This is a genomic window from Pseudomonas sp. Sample_16 (genome assembly GCF_004307665.1).
Classification (GTDB): domain Bacteria; phylum Pseudomonadota; class Gammaproteobacteria; order Pseudomonadales; family Pseudomonadaceae; genus Aquipseudomonas.
In genome coordinates this window covers 17,665-35,926 of the sequence record NZ_RCOB01000088.1, presented here as the reverse complement: position 1 = coordinate 35,926, position 18,262 = coordinate 17,665, and the positions used below count along the sequence as shown (strand labels likewise).

Below are 18,262 nucleotides of genomic sequence, written 5' to 3'. Positions count from 1 at the left end.
CTTAAGGCGAGTTGGGTGGACGCTTACGATTGTCGCCCCTGTGCGTACGATGTCCCCACTCGCATGAACAGGGGCTTCTAGCAAACGATAGCGTCAATGATTGCTGTGTTGGCTAAGCCGACTCTCGAAGTATTGCGCAGTCTCTTTGTCGGTGCAGTATAGGTAGCAACCCTTCATCCCGCGTGTCATCAGGGTTCGGTATGTATTTTTGATGATCAGGCCTGTTTCATTTTTCGTGAGGGCAGGTTGCTCTTTCATCATTTTTTTCCAGCCGCGAATCGATTTATCGTGCTTGTCGCGCTTATCCGGGGATGTCACTACTTTGCCGTCACGGACGACTAGGTCTGGCCCGATGATTACCCCGATGTAGTCGACTTCCAAACCTTGGCAGGTATGAATGCAGCCAACCTGCTCGATGGAGTTCTCAGCGATGATCCATAGGCTGCCATCCTGATCCAGGTTCCATTGGCGTTTGTAGTCACCAATGACGATATCAGCAGCGGTGGGGTCTTTCTTGCTCAACCAAGGCCAGCAATAGCCCGCGACCACACGAGCTTTGTTTCCGTGGTTTTTCTCGTTGATTGCGTCATGCATCGCCTGAGGTGAGTCGAACACCTTAAACTCGTACTCTTGAGTCTCAAGCGTCGGATTTGCCGTCGAACGAATGCCTAGCGTGTCATCCAGCCATGCCAGGTAACCGTCAGAACCACTGCAGCGAAACTGCGAAGACAGCACGTGTTCTTCAACCACAGCACCCTTGGCTTTTGCAAAGGCGCGTATCGTCTGCTTGCTGCCGATATCGCTCAAGGTTACACGCTGGTCTTCATCAATGAAGAAAATGGAGCATTTCGCTGAATCAATCAGCTCCTTGATCTGGTTTTCCCCAAGGTTTCCATAAAGCCCGCTTTTCTCATTCAGCCGATGAGCTTCGTCCACGATAAGCGCATCGAATGTGTTGGGCTCAGTGTCGATGAATGCCCCAGAGCCTGAAAAGAAATTCGAGAAGTGGCTGCGCTTGATGGTGCCAACCAGTTTGCTTTCGTAGACCTTGCGTGGGGCTGCATTCTTAGAGACGTATTTGCTCATCAGCTTCATTTCGGTGAGCTTCACCAGCAGATTGATAGCCAGAACAGTTTTCCCCGTGCCTGGTCCACCTTCGATGATCATCACCTTTGGTGCTTGGTCCGAGGCCTCGCTTGCTGCCGCCAGCGCCGACTCGAAAATTGCTTTCTGATCGTCAATCAACACGAACTCGGGTTTGCCTTTCATCAACCCCCCGAGGGCTTCGGCTAGCGCCTTGGAAGGGCGAATTTTGCCTTCGGACAGCTCGTAAAGAACCTCTTTGTTGTCGCCATGACTTATATGCTTCTTCAGAAAGCTTCTGAGTTTACTGAGCTCTTCCGGGCCTTTCAGAAACAGCGGAGCCTTGCTGATGTGGGGCTCATAGTGAGCTGAATCTATGACGCCGTCGCTGACGTAGTTATGGAGATAGGCGCACGGCCGGATCTCAATGCTTTTGTCATACACCGCCTCGTTGAAGCCTTCCAACAGCGCTGCATATGACCACACCTGATAGGACGGGTGAATGGTCTCAATGAGGCCGCCACCTAACGCCGTTTTGACGATGGCATCCTTGGTTGTGGCGTTGGCCTTACTCCATTGCTTCAGCTCGATCAGTACGGCCTTTTTTGCCTGGTTTACGTCGCGACCGGTGAGTAGAAAGTCGATTCGCTTCGACGACTGCGGAATGTGCAATTCGATGGCCAGGCCTGCATCGCTCGGCAGGCCCTCATCTCTAAGGACCTTGGCCATGTACGTCAGGGATCCTTGCCACGACCTGATTTCCGAGGAGCCTACGTTCTTGCCGGTGGCTTCCTTGTAATGCCTGAGGATCACCTCCTCAATGTCATCGTTATCGTTGTCTTTAAGAAATTGCTGTTTAGTCGCAGCGTAAACGATCACGGGTTGTCCTTAGGTGCGTGTTGGTCAGAGTCGGTCGTACTTTTTGCTGCTGCTTCTTGCTTTATCCACGGGGTATTTCTGGCCGTTCGAGACGAGTTTCCGTGTCACCGCCTCGTTGAGGTCGATGCCGAGCACGCTGCTCAGGCGAACCAGATACATCAGTACGTCCGCCAATTCGTCTTTTACGGCCAGGCCGATTTCGGGATCTTTAGCTACGGAGAGCGAATCGGCATCGCTCATCCATTGGAAAATCTCGCACAGCTCTCCTACCTCGCCAGTGAGCGCCAAGATGAGATTTTTTGGGGAGTGGAACTGCTGCCAGTCGCGATCATCTGCGAAACGCTGAAGGGATGCAGCAAGCTTCACTACGTCAACCAGTGGCGCGGATGAGGTGTCTGAGTCACTCACGGGGCTATCTCTTGAGTATTGGGGGGGGCAAAAAAATATGTAGGAAATCTGGCCTAAGATTGTAAGAGTTTTCGCTGCTTGCGCAGCTTTTTTGTGTTTTTCTCACACGCTCTTTGCTGGCCGCATTGCTTGCCAGTGTTCGCTAGGTACTTTGAGCGTGGCTAAGTAGGCCGCGACGACCCCATGCCCACCGACTAGCGGCCTTTTCTCGATCTGTTCGTTGGTTTTCAGACTGGACCGATTCTGGTTAGCAGGTGATGGCAATCGGAACCAGACGAACGGTAGCAGTCAGCGGGGCTAAATTTTCTGTGGGTCTGGAAGTCGGTGGAAAATTTTGCGTACCCTTACAAGTAACTATAAATAACTCAGCTAGTTACGGATCTCGGTGGAGTCGAACCGGGACTTTTAGGTGTCAGCACGTTGTCGAGTTGCATGTGAAATATCCAGTGCAGGATACGGTAAGGTAAACCACTTCAAGTTTGAACATTGCCGATTCCCCATGGTGAATCGGCAGGAATCGGCCAATAGCAACTAGTCAGGTGTGTCTAATCAATCAAGGCGATTCACTCAACGGTACACCTGCCTGCCGTGAAATTTTGCGGACGGCGAGTTGTAGTTCGAGCTTGCATTGATATAGATCTTTATTGTTTTCACGCCCATAGGCTTTAACACATGAAAAAGCAGTGTCTACAAAAAACATGCTTGCGATTCTGGTCATCATTATTGAGTAAGCCCAAGCTTCCTTACCAGCCTTTATTTTGTGCTCGGGTGAGGCGTGCATAAACATAAGCCACATAAGCGTGTCCTCGCCAGTTATATGGCTTGCTCCGCTGAGACGGTGATAGCTTTCATAGTAATCAGTCTCACGCCCAAGTGTTTCAAATCTTTTATAAAGCGACTTAGGCCAGTCAGTCTCCGGATTGGATATATCTACAGAGCATTGAGTTTCAATTTCATTAACGAATTCGTCCAATATGCTAATGACTTTTCGTCTTTCCTCTATCATAGTCGATATTTCTTCTGCGTCGGTTCCGTCTAGTATTTTCTGCTTCCATTCATTGAGCTTTCTATTGTGCTCATTCAGCCATGATTGAGAAAATTTTATTAATGTCCCTGAGTTACCGATTTCGGCTAGGTACATGATGTTTATTGAGCCTTCTACAACAACCCTAGCTAATGCCTCCGCACTGGCTGGCGAAGCTGTCGAAATAGCAACTAGCATTCCTTGGACGTGCTCGTATACACGACCAGTCAGGTTTAAAAGCGAGTGAATTCGGAAGCCTTCATTGTTGTTTTTTGGCTCGATTTCTCCCAGGTAGTCATTAAGGATTTTATCTGCTTTGGCACACGACTCAATGGCTACTGCCGACTCAATAAGGTTTGCTTTTTTATCTATCTTAAAGGCTTTTCTGAATTTTGTTATGTGGGGCATTGTCGTGTGTAAATCCTGTAGGTTTAATAATTCAGTTCTAAATGGAAGCGCTATTTGGTTTTGAGTGTGGCGATTTTATCGCGGCTGTATTTTGTGTTATTAGTATTTTATAACGCTTAATGGCTTATTAAATAGATAAAAGCCAGGTCAAAAATTGTCTCCGCGAATCGCTAGGGAGGAAAGCGATCAAACTCGCACGCTGTGCCGTTTTTTGAGAAAATATCGCTAAGTTTAACTCGTATAGCGCAATATAGAAGTTTTCTGGGGTTTTAGCTATATTTGGTTTGGCTCTGGACTTGTATATCTATATACCTCAAGTCTATTTTATTTTTAAAATTATCTAGGCTCTGCTATAGTACACTGATTAAAATGCTGCGTGCGCCAAAGTAAATCGAGGTGATTGTGCTGGGAGATATTCAAATTAGATCCGCCCTTTTGGCTAGGCTTGGTCGAATGTCGCACCGACCCAGCGCGCTAATTGAAGAGCTGAGAGTGCATAATGGAAGTGCGATAGCTGATGTGGTGGCTATTTACAAGGAGGCTCATTGTTATGAGATAAAAGGTGATGCCGATAAAATTGAGCGAGCAATAAGCCAAGCTGCCTATTATGATTTGGCATTCAGGAAAATAACTTTAGTTACTACGGAGCGTCATGCGAATAAAGCTATAAGGATTATTCCAGCGCATTGGGGGGTGATGATTGCCAGGGAGGTAAGTGGTGTTGTGGTTCTCCGGGGGGCAAGATCTTCAAAAAATAGCCCTTTTTTTGATAAGAAGACTGCTCTCATGACTCTCTGGAGGACAGAGCTTTCAGATGTCGCCGAAGGGCTGAATATACAGGTTGCTGCAAAGGCAAATAGGGATAATATTTCTAACTCCATTGCAGGGGTTATGGGGAGAGAAGAGCTTAGCCTTGCAATTAGCGCTAAGCTCGCGCAGAGAAAGCTAGGGTTTTTGTAGCATAAATGTGATGTGAGCATTTATAGTCGGATTCAGGATACTGCTAGGCGTTACTAGGGTTCCATGTGAGTTGGCTTTATCGTTCAGGTAATTGTCTCCCCAAGAGTATGGTGGCGTCCGATAGAAATTTTTTGCCACCAGAATCTTCGCCATATCGTTATACTGCTGATTCCCTCGCGGATGGTTTTTTAAGCCGTTACCTCTAATAACATATTGAAAGTCTTCAAAGGCATACAGGATTTTGGGCGCAGTAACGTTGCGCATGCTTTCTGGTGGGATGTCAATTTCCGAGAAATTAGGGCTTACGATAGTATAATCCCCAAGTTCAATGTCGCTTAGTTCGTGGTGGGCAACAACTTTTTTGTGTATGGCTAGCTCACTTCTGGGTAAAGAGATCTCATGCCCGACTTCAAGTATTTCCTTGATTGATGCTGGTATTGAAGAGCCGGTTATTATTATTTTTGAAAATGAATAGTCGCGCTTTATAGCGATGATAAAGTTGATTAACTCTCCCGCTCTTTTGGTCGTATCACATGTGCGGCAAATCCTGTTGTCTAAAATAAGGATCATTGACGTGAAGTTGGGAGGGCATTTTCTAACTAATGTTTGTATTTCTAGTTTGGTTGTAGTGTAGTGCTGAAAGTCTTCGGGTTGAACTCTTAGTGCTATAATATCTGATTTAATTTTGCCTGTGATTTTGGCGTTGAACACAGCATCATTTCGTTGTGGTGTTCTTTCGATGGCGATAACTGGGATGAACGTGGTGTCGGAAAATTTATCGATAATATAATTGTAGTTATCTTGTCCCGAAATCGTTATTGCATCAGGGACGTCGAAATTATCAAGGTAGAAATTTCTATATTCTTTTAAGTGCGTTTTTATTTTTTTGTGCGTTCCATCAATAGATTTTTTTAGGGACTGTTCATTCAGGCCTTTTTTCATCGGGAAATCAAAGAAAGGAGCGATAAAAGGCTTCAGCGTAGGATGCAAAACCTTTAGGGCTCCGATCTCATTAGTTTTGGTTTTTAAGAATGGAGTATAGTTATTCATGTTTAAATATCAAGTCCCTAGTGTTGTATTCGGACACGATATCGGAAAAGATTTCATACCGATTTAACTCGTGCCTAAGCATGCCTGCAATTATTGCTGGATGCAGTCCTTTTTCGTTTGCGTATTTTATTACGATCTCTCTACGTAAATCATATTTTGGCTCACAGTTCCGCCATTCGTTTCTACTGACGAAAATTGTTTTGGTAAGTCGATCGGCTTCTAGTTCAATTTCTTCGGTTGATGCTTCTTCAAAGTCATCCAGTATTGGTGTCTCTAGCTGATCCAAGTGCAGGTGTATATGAGATAGCTCGTGCGTTAGTGTGAACCAGAAATTATCTAGTCTACTGTGCCTTAACGTCATGCCAATGACAGGATGGCCAGACTTTAATTTGAATACAGCTCCGTCAAGCTTCATTCCTTTAAGCTGCTCGTCAAATATAAGTATTATGCCGAGGTTTAATAGCGCGCTGGAGACTAAGCGGATATTTTCAGGGGCGGGACTCATCCGAGTGATTTGATAAATTTGGTCAGTGGAAATCGGCAGGTATTCAGGTACGGATTGCAAATTTAAAAGTAGCTGGGCTGTATGTTTTATGCGGGAAAGCCAATAGGAAGTGGTGGCAGTATTTGCATTGCTCGATTGTCTAAAGAATGTTTCGCCTTCGTTGTCTGTCAGTAGGTCGCGAAATAATGAAATGTTTTCACTACAGGGAGCATTTCTTTTAGTAGTTGATGCTTTTACTAAACGAATAACTTCGTCGTGGGCGTTTAGCGCGTTGATTAAAGCCTTTGGATTTATTGTGCTTTCAGATGTTACTACAAAATCATCCTGTTCCTCATTTTTGTTGGTCATACTGCCCCCGTATATTGAGCGGCCTTGGCTTCTGCCATTTCAAAATAGTTTAGTTGATCTTTGTCTAGACTGGGGAAATGTTGCATTCCAATCCGTTCATAATAGGTTTTTGCTTTTGGTAATGAATGTAAGCTAAATCCGGGCCTGAGCCTCAATGCGTTACAAGAGTAGGCTATCGCGGACTTTATTAAAATGCTGCCAATTCCGCTAAATTGTTTGTTGTTCATTGGGTTTTGCCGATTCCAGGGGGCTACGGCAAGATACTCGATGTAAAAAATATTTCCCTTGTCAAAAATACTTTGTTTGGGGTGGTAGATTAGACATGCCCCTTGAGGCTTCGAATCAGCTGATAAGAAAAACCAATGATATTCGTCTGTCCGATATGCGATTGATTTTTTAAACCACTCCCAGTGGCTATCCTCAAGGCTTAGGTTGCTTATTTCAGTTTCTAATAGATTCTCATCCTGACAGTTGTCTCTAACGTGTCTGAGAAGTTTTATGTTGAACTCCCCCCATAGTTTATCGCAAAGATTTCCGTGGGCGATGTCCCATCCATGATGAATTTTGAACTCTACTGAGCAGTTATTTAGATCAAGTAGATTACCCTTCTGTATGATCTCGTCTTCATTAGGCGGCATTGCGTCTAATAAACTTCTAATTTCATCTAGAGTCATTATAAATATCCGGCTGAGAAAGCGTAGTCTTTTGATTCTGCTGGGTGGTTATAATTTTGAGGTGAGTACAATTTTTCTAGTGCTCTTCGTAAGAGGAGCATAGATTTAGGTGCGGAACGATTATGGCGGTATGTGAGTCGAATGTACTCTTTTTCGATTGCGATTAACGTATCGAAGCTTAATATTTGTTGTTGTATCGAGTTGATCATTTTTTAGCCTTTCCGTGGCAAACAATCGTTCAGGTGTTCCTGCTGTTCCTGCTCAGCGTTAGCTAGCATTCTAGGTCGAGCGTACTCCACATTTTGTTTGCGTGCCATGTTTTGGCCATCATTTGAGTCCGTTTTGCTTGCTAGGGAAGCATGCGTTGCGTTTCTCAGCAGTGGGGGTGGATTGATTTTCTTTCGGTGTCCCGTCCTGAGTAAAATTTACACCCTCTGATCTATCGACAGGAGGCCCCTTCGCCTAGAGGTTGAACTGCCAGGATTTCCCTAAGCGAAAAGCGAGCAAATGCATGGTCAGCAGATAGTAATAGCGCGTCGATTCAGCGTGCTGGCTCAAGTGGTGGTTCAGAAACCATGCGAGATGCTTTTGCTGCCATGCCCATGGATTATCTCGGTTCCAGCGTTCAGAAATGGCAGCTTGAATAGTTTTGGCCTGGCGGATGTGACGTTCGCGTGTGGCATGTGCTCCAGTCAGCACCCCAGCCAAGAGGATCTCCATATCGAATGGTTTACTCACACCCAACCACCGATATACGCCGATACCACGTCGATACGGCCGTGTCCGAGCTCATAGCTGATTTGTAAGCGTGCCTCTCGATCAAGGCGTGGATTGAGGCGCCTGCACCTGCCACCGTTGATGGGCGCGAGATGATGGGTGATCTGCTCATAGCGTTCGCACGCATAGGCTGCCCGCAATTCGTGGAAGCCTTTGAGATTGTGCGTATGGAGGATATCCCGGGCGGGGCGGACGATTCCCTGCAAGAAATCGAGGTAGCTTTCGTTCGATGCCAGCAGGTTGCGGCAACCATTGGGCGAAACCTGTTCGGCAAACCTCAGCGCTTCACGAATATGATCATCTACCGTAATCCAGCGAGTCGCTGACGCACCTGAACGGCCACCTTTGGTGCCTTCCTGGATGTTGATTTTGTCGTAGTTTTCGGCTTCACGCTTGAGTCGCGGTAGGTCGGCCAGAATCGATTCGCGCAGACGCATGCCAGTGGCTCGCGCTAACTGAGCGATGGCCGCGGCGCGCGGCTGCTGGTTTTCGCAAAGCACCCCTACGATCCGCGTCACCTGTTCGCGGTCCTGGCCTTGCGGCACTGAACGACGAACACTGGTGCGCCGCATTCCCAGTGCCTTACTCGGGCTCGGCACTTTCACATACTGATCACCGCGAAGCGCGGCCATGGTTCGATTCACACTGGACAACCGGTTTTGAGCAGTCGCGATGGCCAGCTCACCTCGTTCAACTTGTTGGCGCAGATGTCCGGCGTAGTCCAGCAAGGTCTGCCAATTAATCTGCCGCGCATCGTTAAATCCTGGTCCATCCTCCGACCGACACCAACGCACAAACGCCTGCCAGCGATCACTGTGTGCCTTGACCGTGCCGTAATGCCCGCCGCCAAACAGATCACGTAGCGCTTGCGGCCCGGCATAACTCAGTTGTCGCCCATAGCCAAAATTACGCCCATCCCGTTTACCCACGAGTGCCATGATCAAACTCCTCTTGAAGCTAAACCTTCAAAACCGTCCCCACGTCATCCCGCCAAGAATGTTGAGTGTTATCAGGGATCAAGGCCCCTGCGACCTGTGAGAGTTGTCCACTAACGCGGGACTGACGGCTCTTTACGACCGGGAGCTTGGGCATCTCAAGATATGTAGCCTCCTGAACACTTGCGAAGACGTGGGCGGGTGGAGGCTGCGCTGGCTGACGAGACCAGCGCCGCGAGATCCTGAGTCGGGTGAAGGCAGTGAAGCGGTGACCGGGGCATGCCTGACTGTCAGTCAGGTGCAATCCATCCCGTGGGCTGCGGCACCATCATCTGCATCGCTGTTGCTGGTGACTTCGGTGTTTGTCACGCCGATTGTCACGAGGGGGAATGCCGCAAAGCCTTGTACGAGTTGGGCTGCAGCAGAGGTTGGAGTGCCCGTCTCTTTCCAGGAGAAAGAGACGGGCACAGGTTGGCGCAAAATTCGGCCAAGCGGATAGATTGCTGCAGGACAGCGAGGTACGGTGTAGCTGGCGCACTAGGGCCATGAGATTAGAGAGCATCCATCACCGGGGGAGGTGACCGGGCGAGCTGCCGGATGCGAATCGCCTTTAGGGAGAACCACCGCGGGAGCGGCGTGACCTTTAAGGTTCGGGTCACCTGGGGTGCTGTCATCGACAGCGCTTGCACGGCCAGTTCTACGCCTGTGGATAAACCCGGTCAAGGGCCTACATTCGGCGCTCTTGGGGACGTGAAAAGTGGTTATCCATTGGTGGAATTCCCTGGTAAATCCCGGACAACGTCGTGGCTTTTAGCTCTTCAAAGTGAGGTCCATCCAAACAGGGCGGCTTTGCAGCCCTGTTTGGATGGACCCGCGCTGAGAAGCGGATGAGCGAGGCTGCTCGCCCTGAATCTTGAGTGCTCAGTTGCTGTCGCCGCCGTTATTGCGCTTGTACAGCGCTAGCGGATCGGCACCACGTTTTTGTCTCTGACTTGGCCGTATGCTGAGGCGAGCAGGCTGCCGGTGGCGGCTTTCTGGATGTACTCACTCCACCAAGCCATCATCGGGCGCCGGCGCTCGATGTAGTCGGCTCGGTTGTAGGCGCTGCGCACCTCATCTTTGTCGACATGCGCCAGTGCAACCTCAATGAGCTCCGGGTCCCACCCATGTTCATTCAAGATGGTGCTGGCCATCGAACGCATGCCGTGGCTGACCAATCGATCTTGGAAGCCCATGCGTTTCAACGCCATGTTGGCAGTCTGGCTATTCGCGTGGGTGCGTGGATTTCTGTCTGCCGGGAAGACGTATTCGCGATGGCCGCTGTGGGGCCTCAATGACTCCAACAGTGCGACGGCGTGGTCACTCAACGGGATGCTGTGTGGGCGGCGCTACTTCATCCGCTCTGCTGGGATGGTCCAAACACGCCTTTCAAAGTCGATGTCTGCCCAGCGAGTAGTCGCCGCCTCGGCGGGGCGAGTCATCGTGTGCAACTGCCATTCGATCAGACAGCGGGTGGTGCGTTTGATGCTGGCGTTTGCGATCTCCAGCATAAGCTCGGGGAGCTCTTCGGGCGGAAGCGCTGCCATGTTCTCTTTCTTGGGCTTCTTGAATACTGCCCTGATACCGCTGAGCGGGTTGGCGAAGATCAGGCCGGAGTTTACGCCGTAGGTCATGATCTCGTTTAACCGCTGGCTGAGACGCTTGACCGTTTCCAGGCTGCCTTTCGCTTCGATTGGACGAAGCAATGCGATCACCATAGGCGCGGTGATTTTCACCAGTGGTGTCGTCCTCAAGTCGGGGAACACGTGCAACGTGAGCGACCGCCAAATGTCCTCGGCATAGGCCGGGGTCACCGAGTCTTTCTTGAGCTCGAACCAGGCGGTGGCCACGTTCTCAAAGGTGTGTTCCGTTTCTGCACGCTTGGCTTCATTCAGCGTATTGCGTTGCACCTTCGGGTCAATGCCCTGCGCGAGTAGCTCACGCGCATCGACTGCCATCTTTCGTGCGTTCGCCAGTGACAGTTCGGGATAGGTCCCGAAGCCGATGTTGATGCGCTTCTTGGTCACCGGTTCACGGTAATTGAAATTCCACAGCAACGAGCCGTTGCTGCGTACGCGGAGCTGCAAACCGTCACCATCCGTGAGGACGTAATCCTTGGACGCGGGTTTGACTCCCTTGAGCTGTCGATCGGAGAGGCGGAGGTTTTGAGCAGGCATGAGATTGTCCTCAGGCACTGATTCGGTATTCCAAAGATTAGCACCGGACGGACTGGAATACCGCCTGGAATACCCGAATGGCTGGAACTCAAAAACTCTCAAAATACCGCAAAAGCGCTGGAGGCCGCGTATTTGCTGGGTTTCAGGCACAAAAAAAGACGTCCGAGGACGTCTTTAGATGATGAAGTGGTGGAGCCGGGGGGATTTGAACCCCCGTCCGCCAGTACTCCGCTGTCGGTACTACATGCGTAGCCGTGTCTATTAAGTTAACCCTCAGCGACCCGACGGGCAGGGTGCTTTGGGCGAGTTGTGTAAGTTTTAGCCGCTTCGTCCACAACGTACTGCACGGCGATTCTGTTCTATATGACAATCACTTTGGGTTTACAGACATCCCCTGATGATTGCTGGACCCGAAGGTACCAGAAGGGAAGAGCTAAGGCTGCTTACGCAGCGAGAGCGTATTCCCCGTAGGTTTCGTCATTGGCAACTATAAGAAGTTGCAACAGTGGATTTACGAGTTCTGTTACCAACTCGGCATGCACCTAAAGTTTCGCAACCGGCGTCGAATCCTAAACGGCCCCGAACTCATTGCTCGTGAAACGGATGAGCAACAAGCACGAACAGTCTACGACATTGTGGCCCGGAAGGCCAACCCGAAGGTTGGCCGCACCTGGCATCAGTTCCGCGTTGGGTTTCGAATCTGCATTTTGGTAATGATACCGCTGGAAATCTCTACGCAATCCTTGTCGTTGCCTGCCGCCTGGGCTGCCTTGGCTTTTGTCTGCGCTGCTTTGACGCTGTCCAGAGTGCCTTCCGGAATGGAGGGCGCACTGTTTACGAAGTCATCAATGGTTTGAAGGTTATCGGTACACAGGTCTTTATCCGCCGCAAACACCGGCGACGCCAACATTGCAGCAGCGATGAACATTCCAGCAATTGCAGAGTGCTTCATGGGTATCTCCTTGCGCATGTGGGCTCGGTGCTGCCGATAACGCGGGCTGCTGGCCGAGGTGGTTATAAGCTCCTTTCAAAGAGCCTAGTCAAATGACTATAGCCGCGCGCAGGAATTCGGTTTTTTTTTCGGGTTGATGATGGTGTTGCAAAGCAAAAAGGGGCGAAAACACCCCTTTTACGCAAGCCGCCTGTTCAAACCGGACGCGCTTGCGTCACGCGGTCCACGAGGTAAACCAATCCGTGATAATCGATCCCGCCATGCTGGCTCAGGCCGATTTCACAGGTGCGACTGGTAGAGATGCCTTCTTCGCAGTACTGCACGGCGTCTTTCAACGTGCGCAGCGAGTGAGCATTGAGTTCTGGCGTCGTGAAGCCCTTGTCACCGGCAAAGCCGCAGCAGTGAATCCCTTCCGGGATGACCACGTTGTTGCTGCACCTGCGCGCCAGATCGATCAATGCCTGGCTTTCGCCCAAGTGCTGGGTGCTGCAGGTGACATGTACCGCGATCGGCGCCTCTTGTGGGATGAAGTCCAGTCGATCCATCAAATGCGTGCGGATGAAACGCACCGGGTCGTACAGGTCAAGGCGCACGTCGCCCAGATCCTGAGTCAGGCGCAAGGTGCAGGGGCTGGTGTCGCAGTAGATCGGATCGAGCCCGCCACGGCTGGCGTGGAGCAGGGCACCGATCAGTTCCTGGCGTTTGTGTTCGGCCTGTTCGGCATAACCCTTGGAAGCGAACGGCTGGCCGCAGCAGAGGTTGTCCAGATTGTCCGGGAAGACCACCTGATAACCGGCTTTTTCCAGCAGGCCACGGGTTTTGTCGTACAGCGACATTTGTTCTTTGTCGCCGGCCGCCGGCCCCATAGCGCGTGAAACGCAGGCTGCCAAATACACCACGCGCGGGCGTTCGTCGGTCACCGATGGGCTGAAGCGAATGGCTTTTTCCGGCTGCGGCATGGCGCTGGTCCATTGCGGGACCTGGCCTTTGGAGAAGCGGGTCAGCGTTGCCGACAACTTTGCCAATCGTGGCGCGCCCAGCAACATTCTTGCGCCGTTGGCTACATGCAGTGTGAAGCGCGCGCCTTGCATGGCTGTGGCGAAATTGCCTTCCAGCCAATTGGCGGTTTTCGTATGAGTGGCGTGTTGGCCGCGAAGCTTTTTCACCAGCTCGCCGGTGTTGATTCCCACGGGGCAGCGTTGCGCACACAGACCGGTCGCGGCACAGGTGTCGATGCCCTGGTATTCATAAGCCGCTTCAAGTTCACGGGTATCGACACCGGCGCGTTTCTTCGCCTGGATATCGCGCCAGATCACGATGCGCTGGCGCGGGCTCAAGGTCAGGCCTTTCGACGGACAAACCGGCTCGCAGAACCCGCACTCGATGCACTTATCCACAATCTCGTCGGCGGCCGGCAAGGGTTTCAAGTGCTTGAGGTGGATTTGCGGATCTTCGCTGAGCACCACGTCCGGATTGAGAATGCCATTGGGATCGAGCAGACGCTTGAGCTGCCACATCAGTTGATAGGCATCGCTGCCCCATTCCAACTCAACGAATGGCGCCATGTTGCGCCCGGTACCGTGCTCAGCCTTCAACGAGCCGCCGAACTCCACCGCGACCAGTTGCGCGACGTCGTCCATGAACGCCTGGTAGCGTGCGACTTCTTCCGGGCTGTTGAAGCCCTGAGTGAAGACGAAGTGCAGATTGCCTTCCAGTGCGTGTCCGAAAAGGATCGCTTCGTCGTAGTGATGTTTGTCGAACAACTCGATCAGGCGATTGACGCCGATGGCCAGTTGTTCCACCGGGAAGGTCACGTCTTCGATGATTACCGTGGTTCCGGTTTTGCGCACCGCACCGACGGCGGGGAAGGTGTCCTTGCGGATCGCCCAGAGACGGGCGTTTTCCAGCGGATCTTCGGTGAAGTCGACTTGCTTCTCCACCGGGAACGACGCCAGCGACGCCATGATCTGCGCCAGTTGTTCATGCAGCAAAGTGGACGACGCTGCGCGGGATTCGATTAGCAGGGCGCAAGCATTGTTCGACAAATGTTGTACGAAAGCGGGCATGCCGGGTTTGCTTTGCACCGAGCGCAGACTGCGCCGGTCCAGGAGTTCTACTGCCGACACCGGTTGGCTTTTCAGCACGGTGACCGCGTTGCAGCAGGTTTCCACATCCGGGAACACAATCAGCGCCGACGCCTTGTTAGGGTGATCGATCACCGTGTCGTAGGTCACTGCGCTGATGAAGCCGAGTGTGCCTTCGGAACCGACCAGCAAGTGGCTCAAGATATCCACAGGTTCGTCGTAATCCACCAGGGCGTTGAGTGACAGACCGGTGGTATTTTTCAGACGGTATTTGTGGCGAATCTTTGCCGCCAGTTCGGCATTGGCGCGGGTCTCGCGGCCTAGCGTCGCCAAGCGTTCAAGCAGCTCTGCATGGCTTTGCCGAAACGCCGCGACACTGGTGGCATCTTCAGTGTCGAGACGGCTGCCATCGGCTAGAACCAGACGAATGCCGGCCAGCGTGTGATAGGTGTTTTGCGCCGTGCCACAGCACATGCCGCTGGCATTGTTGGCGACGATGCCGCCGATCTTGCAGGCATTGATCGATGCCGGGTCCGGTCCGATCTTGCGCCCGAACGGCGCAAGCCAGGCATTGGCTTGTGCTCCGATTACGCCGGGTTGCAGACGAATCTGCGTACCTTGGCCGCGGATCTCACGACCGTTCCAGTTATCCCCAAGGACGATCAGCACTGAGTCGCTGATGGCTTGCCCGGACAGGCTGGTGCCGGCGGCGCGGAAGGTCACCGGCACCTGATCGCGCTGGGCCAGTTTCAGCAGCGCTACCACTTCATCTTCGGATTCGACGCGGATCACCAGTTGCGGGATCAGCCGATAGAAACTGGCATCGGTGCCGAAAGCCAGGGTCGACAACGGGTCGTCGAAGCGCCGTTCGCAGGGAATCAGTTGCTGTGCATCACGCAGGAAAGCGGCCGGTAAAGTCATTGATCCTCCAGGATCAGCACCACCAGGTCTTTCGGACCGTGGGCGCCGTAGGCCAGCACTTGTTCAATGTCAGCGGTTTTCGACGGGCCGGACACCAGCAGGGCATTGGTCGGCATGCCCTGCGCCCACTCGAACTCCTGCTGGACCTGATAAAAATTGTCGCGGATTTCACTGGCCTTGAGCAGGGCGAAATGCACCGGTGGCGCCAGGCTCATCAATCGCGGTTCTTCCCGTGTCGGCCAGATGATCAGGCTGCCGGTCGCGGCGATGGCGCCGAGGGTCGTAGTCAGACTCGCCGGAGTGTCGTTGAACAGCTCGGCTTTCCACTCTTCGACCGGTCGATCATAGGCCTTGAGTGCCGGCAGATCAGGATTTTTCTCCCAGTGCTGTACGACACGCTGCCCGTGGGGTGTGGTCGGTGCAATCAACAGGCTCGGTAATTGGCGATCCTTCAATAATTGCCCAAGCAACTCAGGCCAGCCTTCAGCCGACGTCAGGTGGATTTCCGTGTGCACCGCTTCCATCAGTTTGCGCAGTTGCGGGATGCGCTGTTCCGGTGCGTAGGTGTAAGGCTGCGTCACCAGATCGACATCGAAGTTGTCAGCCACCGGTGTGGTGCCTGTCAGGCTTTTGCGCAGTTTGGCGAGGATGTTTTGCTTGGCGCTCATCGACGGTCTCCCTGTTTGGCCAAATGTTCGCGCGCCATGTCATGCAGTGAGCGGGCAGCGGGTTTCGGTGCGCTGTGGTTTTGCGTCCATGGGCCGACATTGTCCGGCACAAGGGCGCGCAGGCGCGTCGCGGCAAAACCGAACAGGCGATACAGCGTCGGTGAGCTATTGAGCTTCGCCCAGGCGTTCCAGATGAACCGCTCCTTGCGCGAGTATTTGCTGCCCTGGCCGCGCATCACATGGTGTGGGCTGTCCGGGGCTTTGACGTTCTCTTCCCGAAGACGACGGAGTAACGCCGGGATCGGAATTTTTACCGGACATACCTCGCCGCACGCTCCGCACAGGGAAGAGGCGCTCGGATGATCCGGGACTTTCGCCAGGCCAACCATGTGCGGGGTGATGATTTTTCCGATAGGGCCGGGGTAGACCTCGCCATAGGCATGGCCGCCGATTCGGGTATAGACCGGGCAATGATTCATACAGGCGCCACAGCGAATGCAGTTCAGGGTCTGGCGCAGTTCGCTGTCGGCAAAGGCCTGGCTGCGACCATTGTCGAGCAGCACCAGGTGCACTTCCTGCGGGCCGTCGAGCTCATGTGCCTTGCGCGGGCCGGAAATCATGTTGACGTAGGTGGTGATCGGAATTCCCAACGCCGAGCGTGTCAGCAATGACAGCAGGGGCACCACATCGCGCAGGTTTTCCACAACCTTTTCGATGCCGGTCACGGCGATGTGCACCGGTGGCACGGTGGTGGTCATGCGGCCGTTGCCTTCGTTTTCCACAAGCAGCAGGGTGCCGGTTTCAGCCACGGCGAAGTTGACACCGGAAACGCCGATGTCCGCTTCGAAGAACTTCTGCCGCAGGACTCTGCGACCGATCTGAATGAGTTGGTCAACGTCCTTGGTGTATTCCACTCCAAGCTTGTCGTGGAACAAGGACGCGACCTGACCGGCGTTCTTGTGGATCGCCGGCATGATTATGTGTGAAGGCTTCTCGTGGTCGAGCTGGACGATGTACTCGCCCATGTCCGATTCCAGGCATTCAATGCCCTGTTCAGCGAGGACGTGGTTCATCTCCATTTCTTCGCTGACCATCGATTTACCCTTGATCACTTGCCGCCCCTCGTGAGCGCGGATGATCGAAAGGACGATGCCATTGGCTTCGTCCACCGTTTCCGCCCAGTGCACTGTCACACCGTTGCGGGTCAGGTTCTGTTCAAGTTGCTCGAGCAGCTCGGGCAACTTCGATAAAGCACGGGCGCGGACGGCATTGCCCAGCGCGCGTAAATGTTCCCGCTCATGGGCATCGCTGAAAGCCGCGGCCCGTTTGGTCATCAGTGAATCCATCGCCTTGCGGAAGTTGCCCCGCAATTGCGCATCATCCAAGGCCTCGTGAGCCCGGGTGCGGAAATCCTCTTCTACAGCGACCGTAGGAATAATCTCGGCGGCGCTCATTGGGCACCTCCGGTACGTTGCCAGAGGAAACTCGCCAGATGCTGACCGCGTAACGCTTCCTGCTGTTTTTCCAGTGAGCCGTTGAGGTTCATCAGGCAACCGCAGTCGGCGCTGAGTACCTTGTGCGCGCCGGACTCCTTCAGCGATCGGGTCTTGTCAGCCACCATCGCGCCGGAAATGTCTGGCATACGGACGCTGAAAGTCCCACCGAAGCCACAGCATTCGCTTTCATGGCTGTGGTCGACTCGCTCCACATTGCTCAGCTGCGACAACAGCTCACGGCCGTGCAGGTGGGTGTTCATTTCACGGCGTGCCGAACACGACGTGTGCAACGCTACTTTTACCGGTTCACCGCTATCCTTGAGCTGCACCTTGCAGACGAACAGCAGGAACTCGGTGAGCTCATAGGTCCTGGCCGCCAAGGCCTCGACCTGTTTCAACGTGTCCGGCTCGTCCTTGAACAAGTCGGCATAGTGTTCGCGCAACATGCCGGCACAGGAACCCGACGGCACCACCACCGGATAATCCCCGGCAAATAGCGCCAGCTGCGAGCGCGCCACTGTCCGGGCCTGCTCGGTATAACCCGAGGTGTACGCCGGTTGACCGCAACAGCTTTGCCCTTGCGGGTACTCGACACGGATCCCTTCGCGCTCCAGTAGATGGATCGCGTCCATTCCGGCTTGCGGGTAGAACAAGTCCACTACGCAGGTCCCGAACAGGTACACCCGCTGCGGTTTCTCGCTGGGGTATTGCCGAGGCTCGGGCAGTGGCGGGGCGACACGGGTCGCATTCGGCACAGCGTTGTAAAAAAGCTCGCTCATCAGGCGTGTCTCCGGGTGGGCCCGGTTATCCGTCCGCTGAGGCCGCTGAATATAGAGTGAGATTCTTTCAGCAGCCTTACAGACCGGGTTGTGAA

14 protein-coding genes, 1 other RNA gene and 1 pseudogene are annotated in these 18,262 nt (G+C 52.8%); 1 reads left to right on the top strand and 15 read right to left on the bottom strand.

Features of this window, described 5'->3' with window-relative positions; genetic code table 11:
* Positions 1–93 precede the first annotated feature (93 nt).
* The 3 genes from D8U69_RS12910 to D8U69_RS12900 all read right to left on the bottom strand — a co-directional run bounded on the left by D8U69_RS12910 (position 94) and on the right by D8U69_RS12900 (position 3,802).
* Positions 94–1,962, bottom strand: a complete 1,869-nt coding sequence (locus D8U69_RS12910) for a DUF2075 domain-containing protein (protein WP_130907442.1) — start codon at positions 1,960–1,962, stop codon at positions 94–96.
* A gap of 24 nt (positions 1,963–1,986) precedes the next feature.
* Positions 1,987–2,370 (bottom strand): nucleotide pyrophosphohydrolase, encoded by a 384-nt coding sequence (locus D8U69_RS12905; protein WP_130907441.1) that lies wholly within the window; start codon positions 2,368–2,370, stop codon positions 1,987–1,989.
* 553 nt (positions 2,371–2,923) lie between these two features.
* Positions 2,924–3,802, bottom strand: a complete 879-nt coding sequence (locus tag D8U69_RS12900; RefSeq protein ID WP_130907440.1) for a DUF5677 domain-containing protein — start codon at positions 3,800–3,802, stop codon at positions 2,924–2,926.
* Positions 3,803–4,204: 402 nt separating this feature from the next.
* On the opposite strand from D8U69_RS12900, the gene D8U69_RS12895 reads away from it, so the two are divergent.
* Positions 4,205–4,762 (top strand): sce7726 family protein, encoded by a 558-nt coding sequence (locus D8U69_RS12895; RefSeq protein WP_153189002.1) that lies wholly within the window; start codon positions 4,205–4,207, stop codon positions 4,760–4,762.
* Here the strand turns inward: D8U69_RS12895 and D8U69_RS12890 are convergent.
* From D8U69_RS12890 to D8U69_RS12830, 12 genes and pseudogenes are all read right to left on the bottom strand, one after another.
* Positions 4,748–5,812, bottom strand: a complete 1,065-nt coding sequence (locus D8U69_RS12890) for a beta family protein (RefSeq protein WP_130907438.1) — start codon at positions 5,810–5,812, stop codon at positions 4,748–4,750. The two genes, D8U69_RS12895 and D8U69_RS12890, sit on opposite strands and share 15 nt — an antisense overlap.
* The gene (locus D8U69_RS12885; protein WP_130907437.1) at positions 5,805–6,665 is read right to left on the bottom strand and encodes an ImmA/IrrE family metallo-endopeptidase; all 861 of its coding nucleotides are present in this window, start codon (positions 6,663–6,665) and stop codon (positions 5,805–5,807) included. Before D8U69_RS12885 ends, D8U69_RS12890 begins: the two co-directional genes overlap by 8 nt.
* A complete protein-coding gene (locus D8U69_RS12880) occupies positions 6,662–7,339 on the bottom strand; it encodes an N-acetyltransferase (protein ID WP_130907436.1) in 678 nt (225 codons plus the stop codon). The genes D8U69_RS12885 and D8U69_RS12880 overlap by 4 nt, the downstream gene beginning before the upstream one ends.
* A 462-nt stretch (positions 7,340–7,801) precedes the next feature.
* Positions 7,802–8,077, bottom strand: a complete 276-nt coding sequence (locus tag D8U69_RS12875; protein WP_090365765.1) for a hypothetical protein — start codon at positions 8,075–8,077, stop codon at positions 7,802–7,804.
* Entirely contained in the window at positions 8,074–9,054 is a 981-nt protein-coding gene (locus D8U69_RS12870) for an integrase domain-containing protein (RefSeq protein ID WP_130907435.1), read from the bottom strand. Before D8U69_RS12870 ends, D8U69_RS12875 begins: the two co-directional genes overlap by 4 nt.
* A 956-nt stretch (positions 9,055–10,010) precedes the next feature.
* Positions 10,011–11,267, bottom strand: a pseudogene (locus tag D8U69_RS12860) (integrase domain-containing protein).
* 187 nt (positions 11,268–11,454) lie between these two features.
* Positions 11,455–11,848, bottom strand: a transfer-messenger RNA (tmRNA) gene (ssrA, locus tag D8U69_RS12855).
* 95 nt (positions 11,849–11,943) lie between these two features.
* On the bottom strand, positions 11,944–12,219 hold the full coding sequence (locus tag D8U69_RS12850; protein WP_056854946.1) for a hypothetical protein: 276 nt from the start codon (positions 12,217–12,219) through the stop codon (positions 11,944–11,946).
* A gap of 194 nt (positions 12,220–12,413) precedes the next feature.
* Positions 12,414–15,224, bottom strand: a complete 2,811-nt coding sequence (locus D8U69_RS12845; RefSeq protein ID WP_130907434.1) for an FAD-binding and (Fe-S)-binding domain-containing protein — start codon at positions 15,222–15,224, stop codon at positions 12,414–12,416.
* Positions 15,221–15,892, bottom strand: coding sequence for a lactate utilization protein C (locus D8U69_RS12840; protein ID WP_130906230.1), 672 nt, complete (start codon positions 15,890–15,892; stop codon positions 15,221–15,223). Before D8U69_RS12840 ends, D8U69_RS12845 begins: the two co-directional genes overlap by 4 nt.
* Positions 15,889–17,346, bottom strand: a complete 1,458-nt coding sequence (locus D8U69_RS12835; RefSeq protein ID WP_130907433.1) for a LutB/LldF family L-lactate oxidation iron-sulfur protein — start codon at positions 17,344–17,346, stop codon at positions 15,889–15,891. The genes D8U69_RS12840 and D8U69_RS12835 overlap by 4 nt, the downstream gene beginning before the upstream one ends.
* Positions 17,343–18,167 (bottom strand): (Fe-S)-binding protein, encoded by an 825-nt coding sequence (locus tag D8U69_RS12830; RefSeq protein ID WP_130907432.1) that lies wholly within the window; start codon positions 18,165–18,167, stop codon positions 17,343–17,345. Before D8U69_RS12830 ends, D8U69_RS12835 begins: the two co-directional genes overlap by 4 nt.
* Between the last annotated feature and the right edge of the window lie 95 nt (positions 18,168–18,262).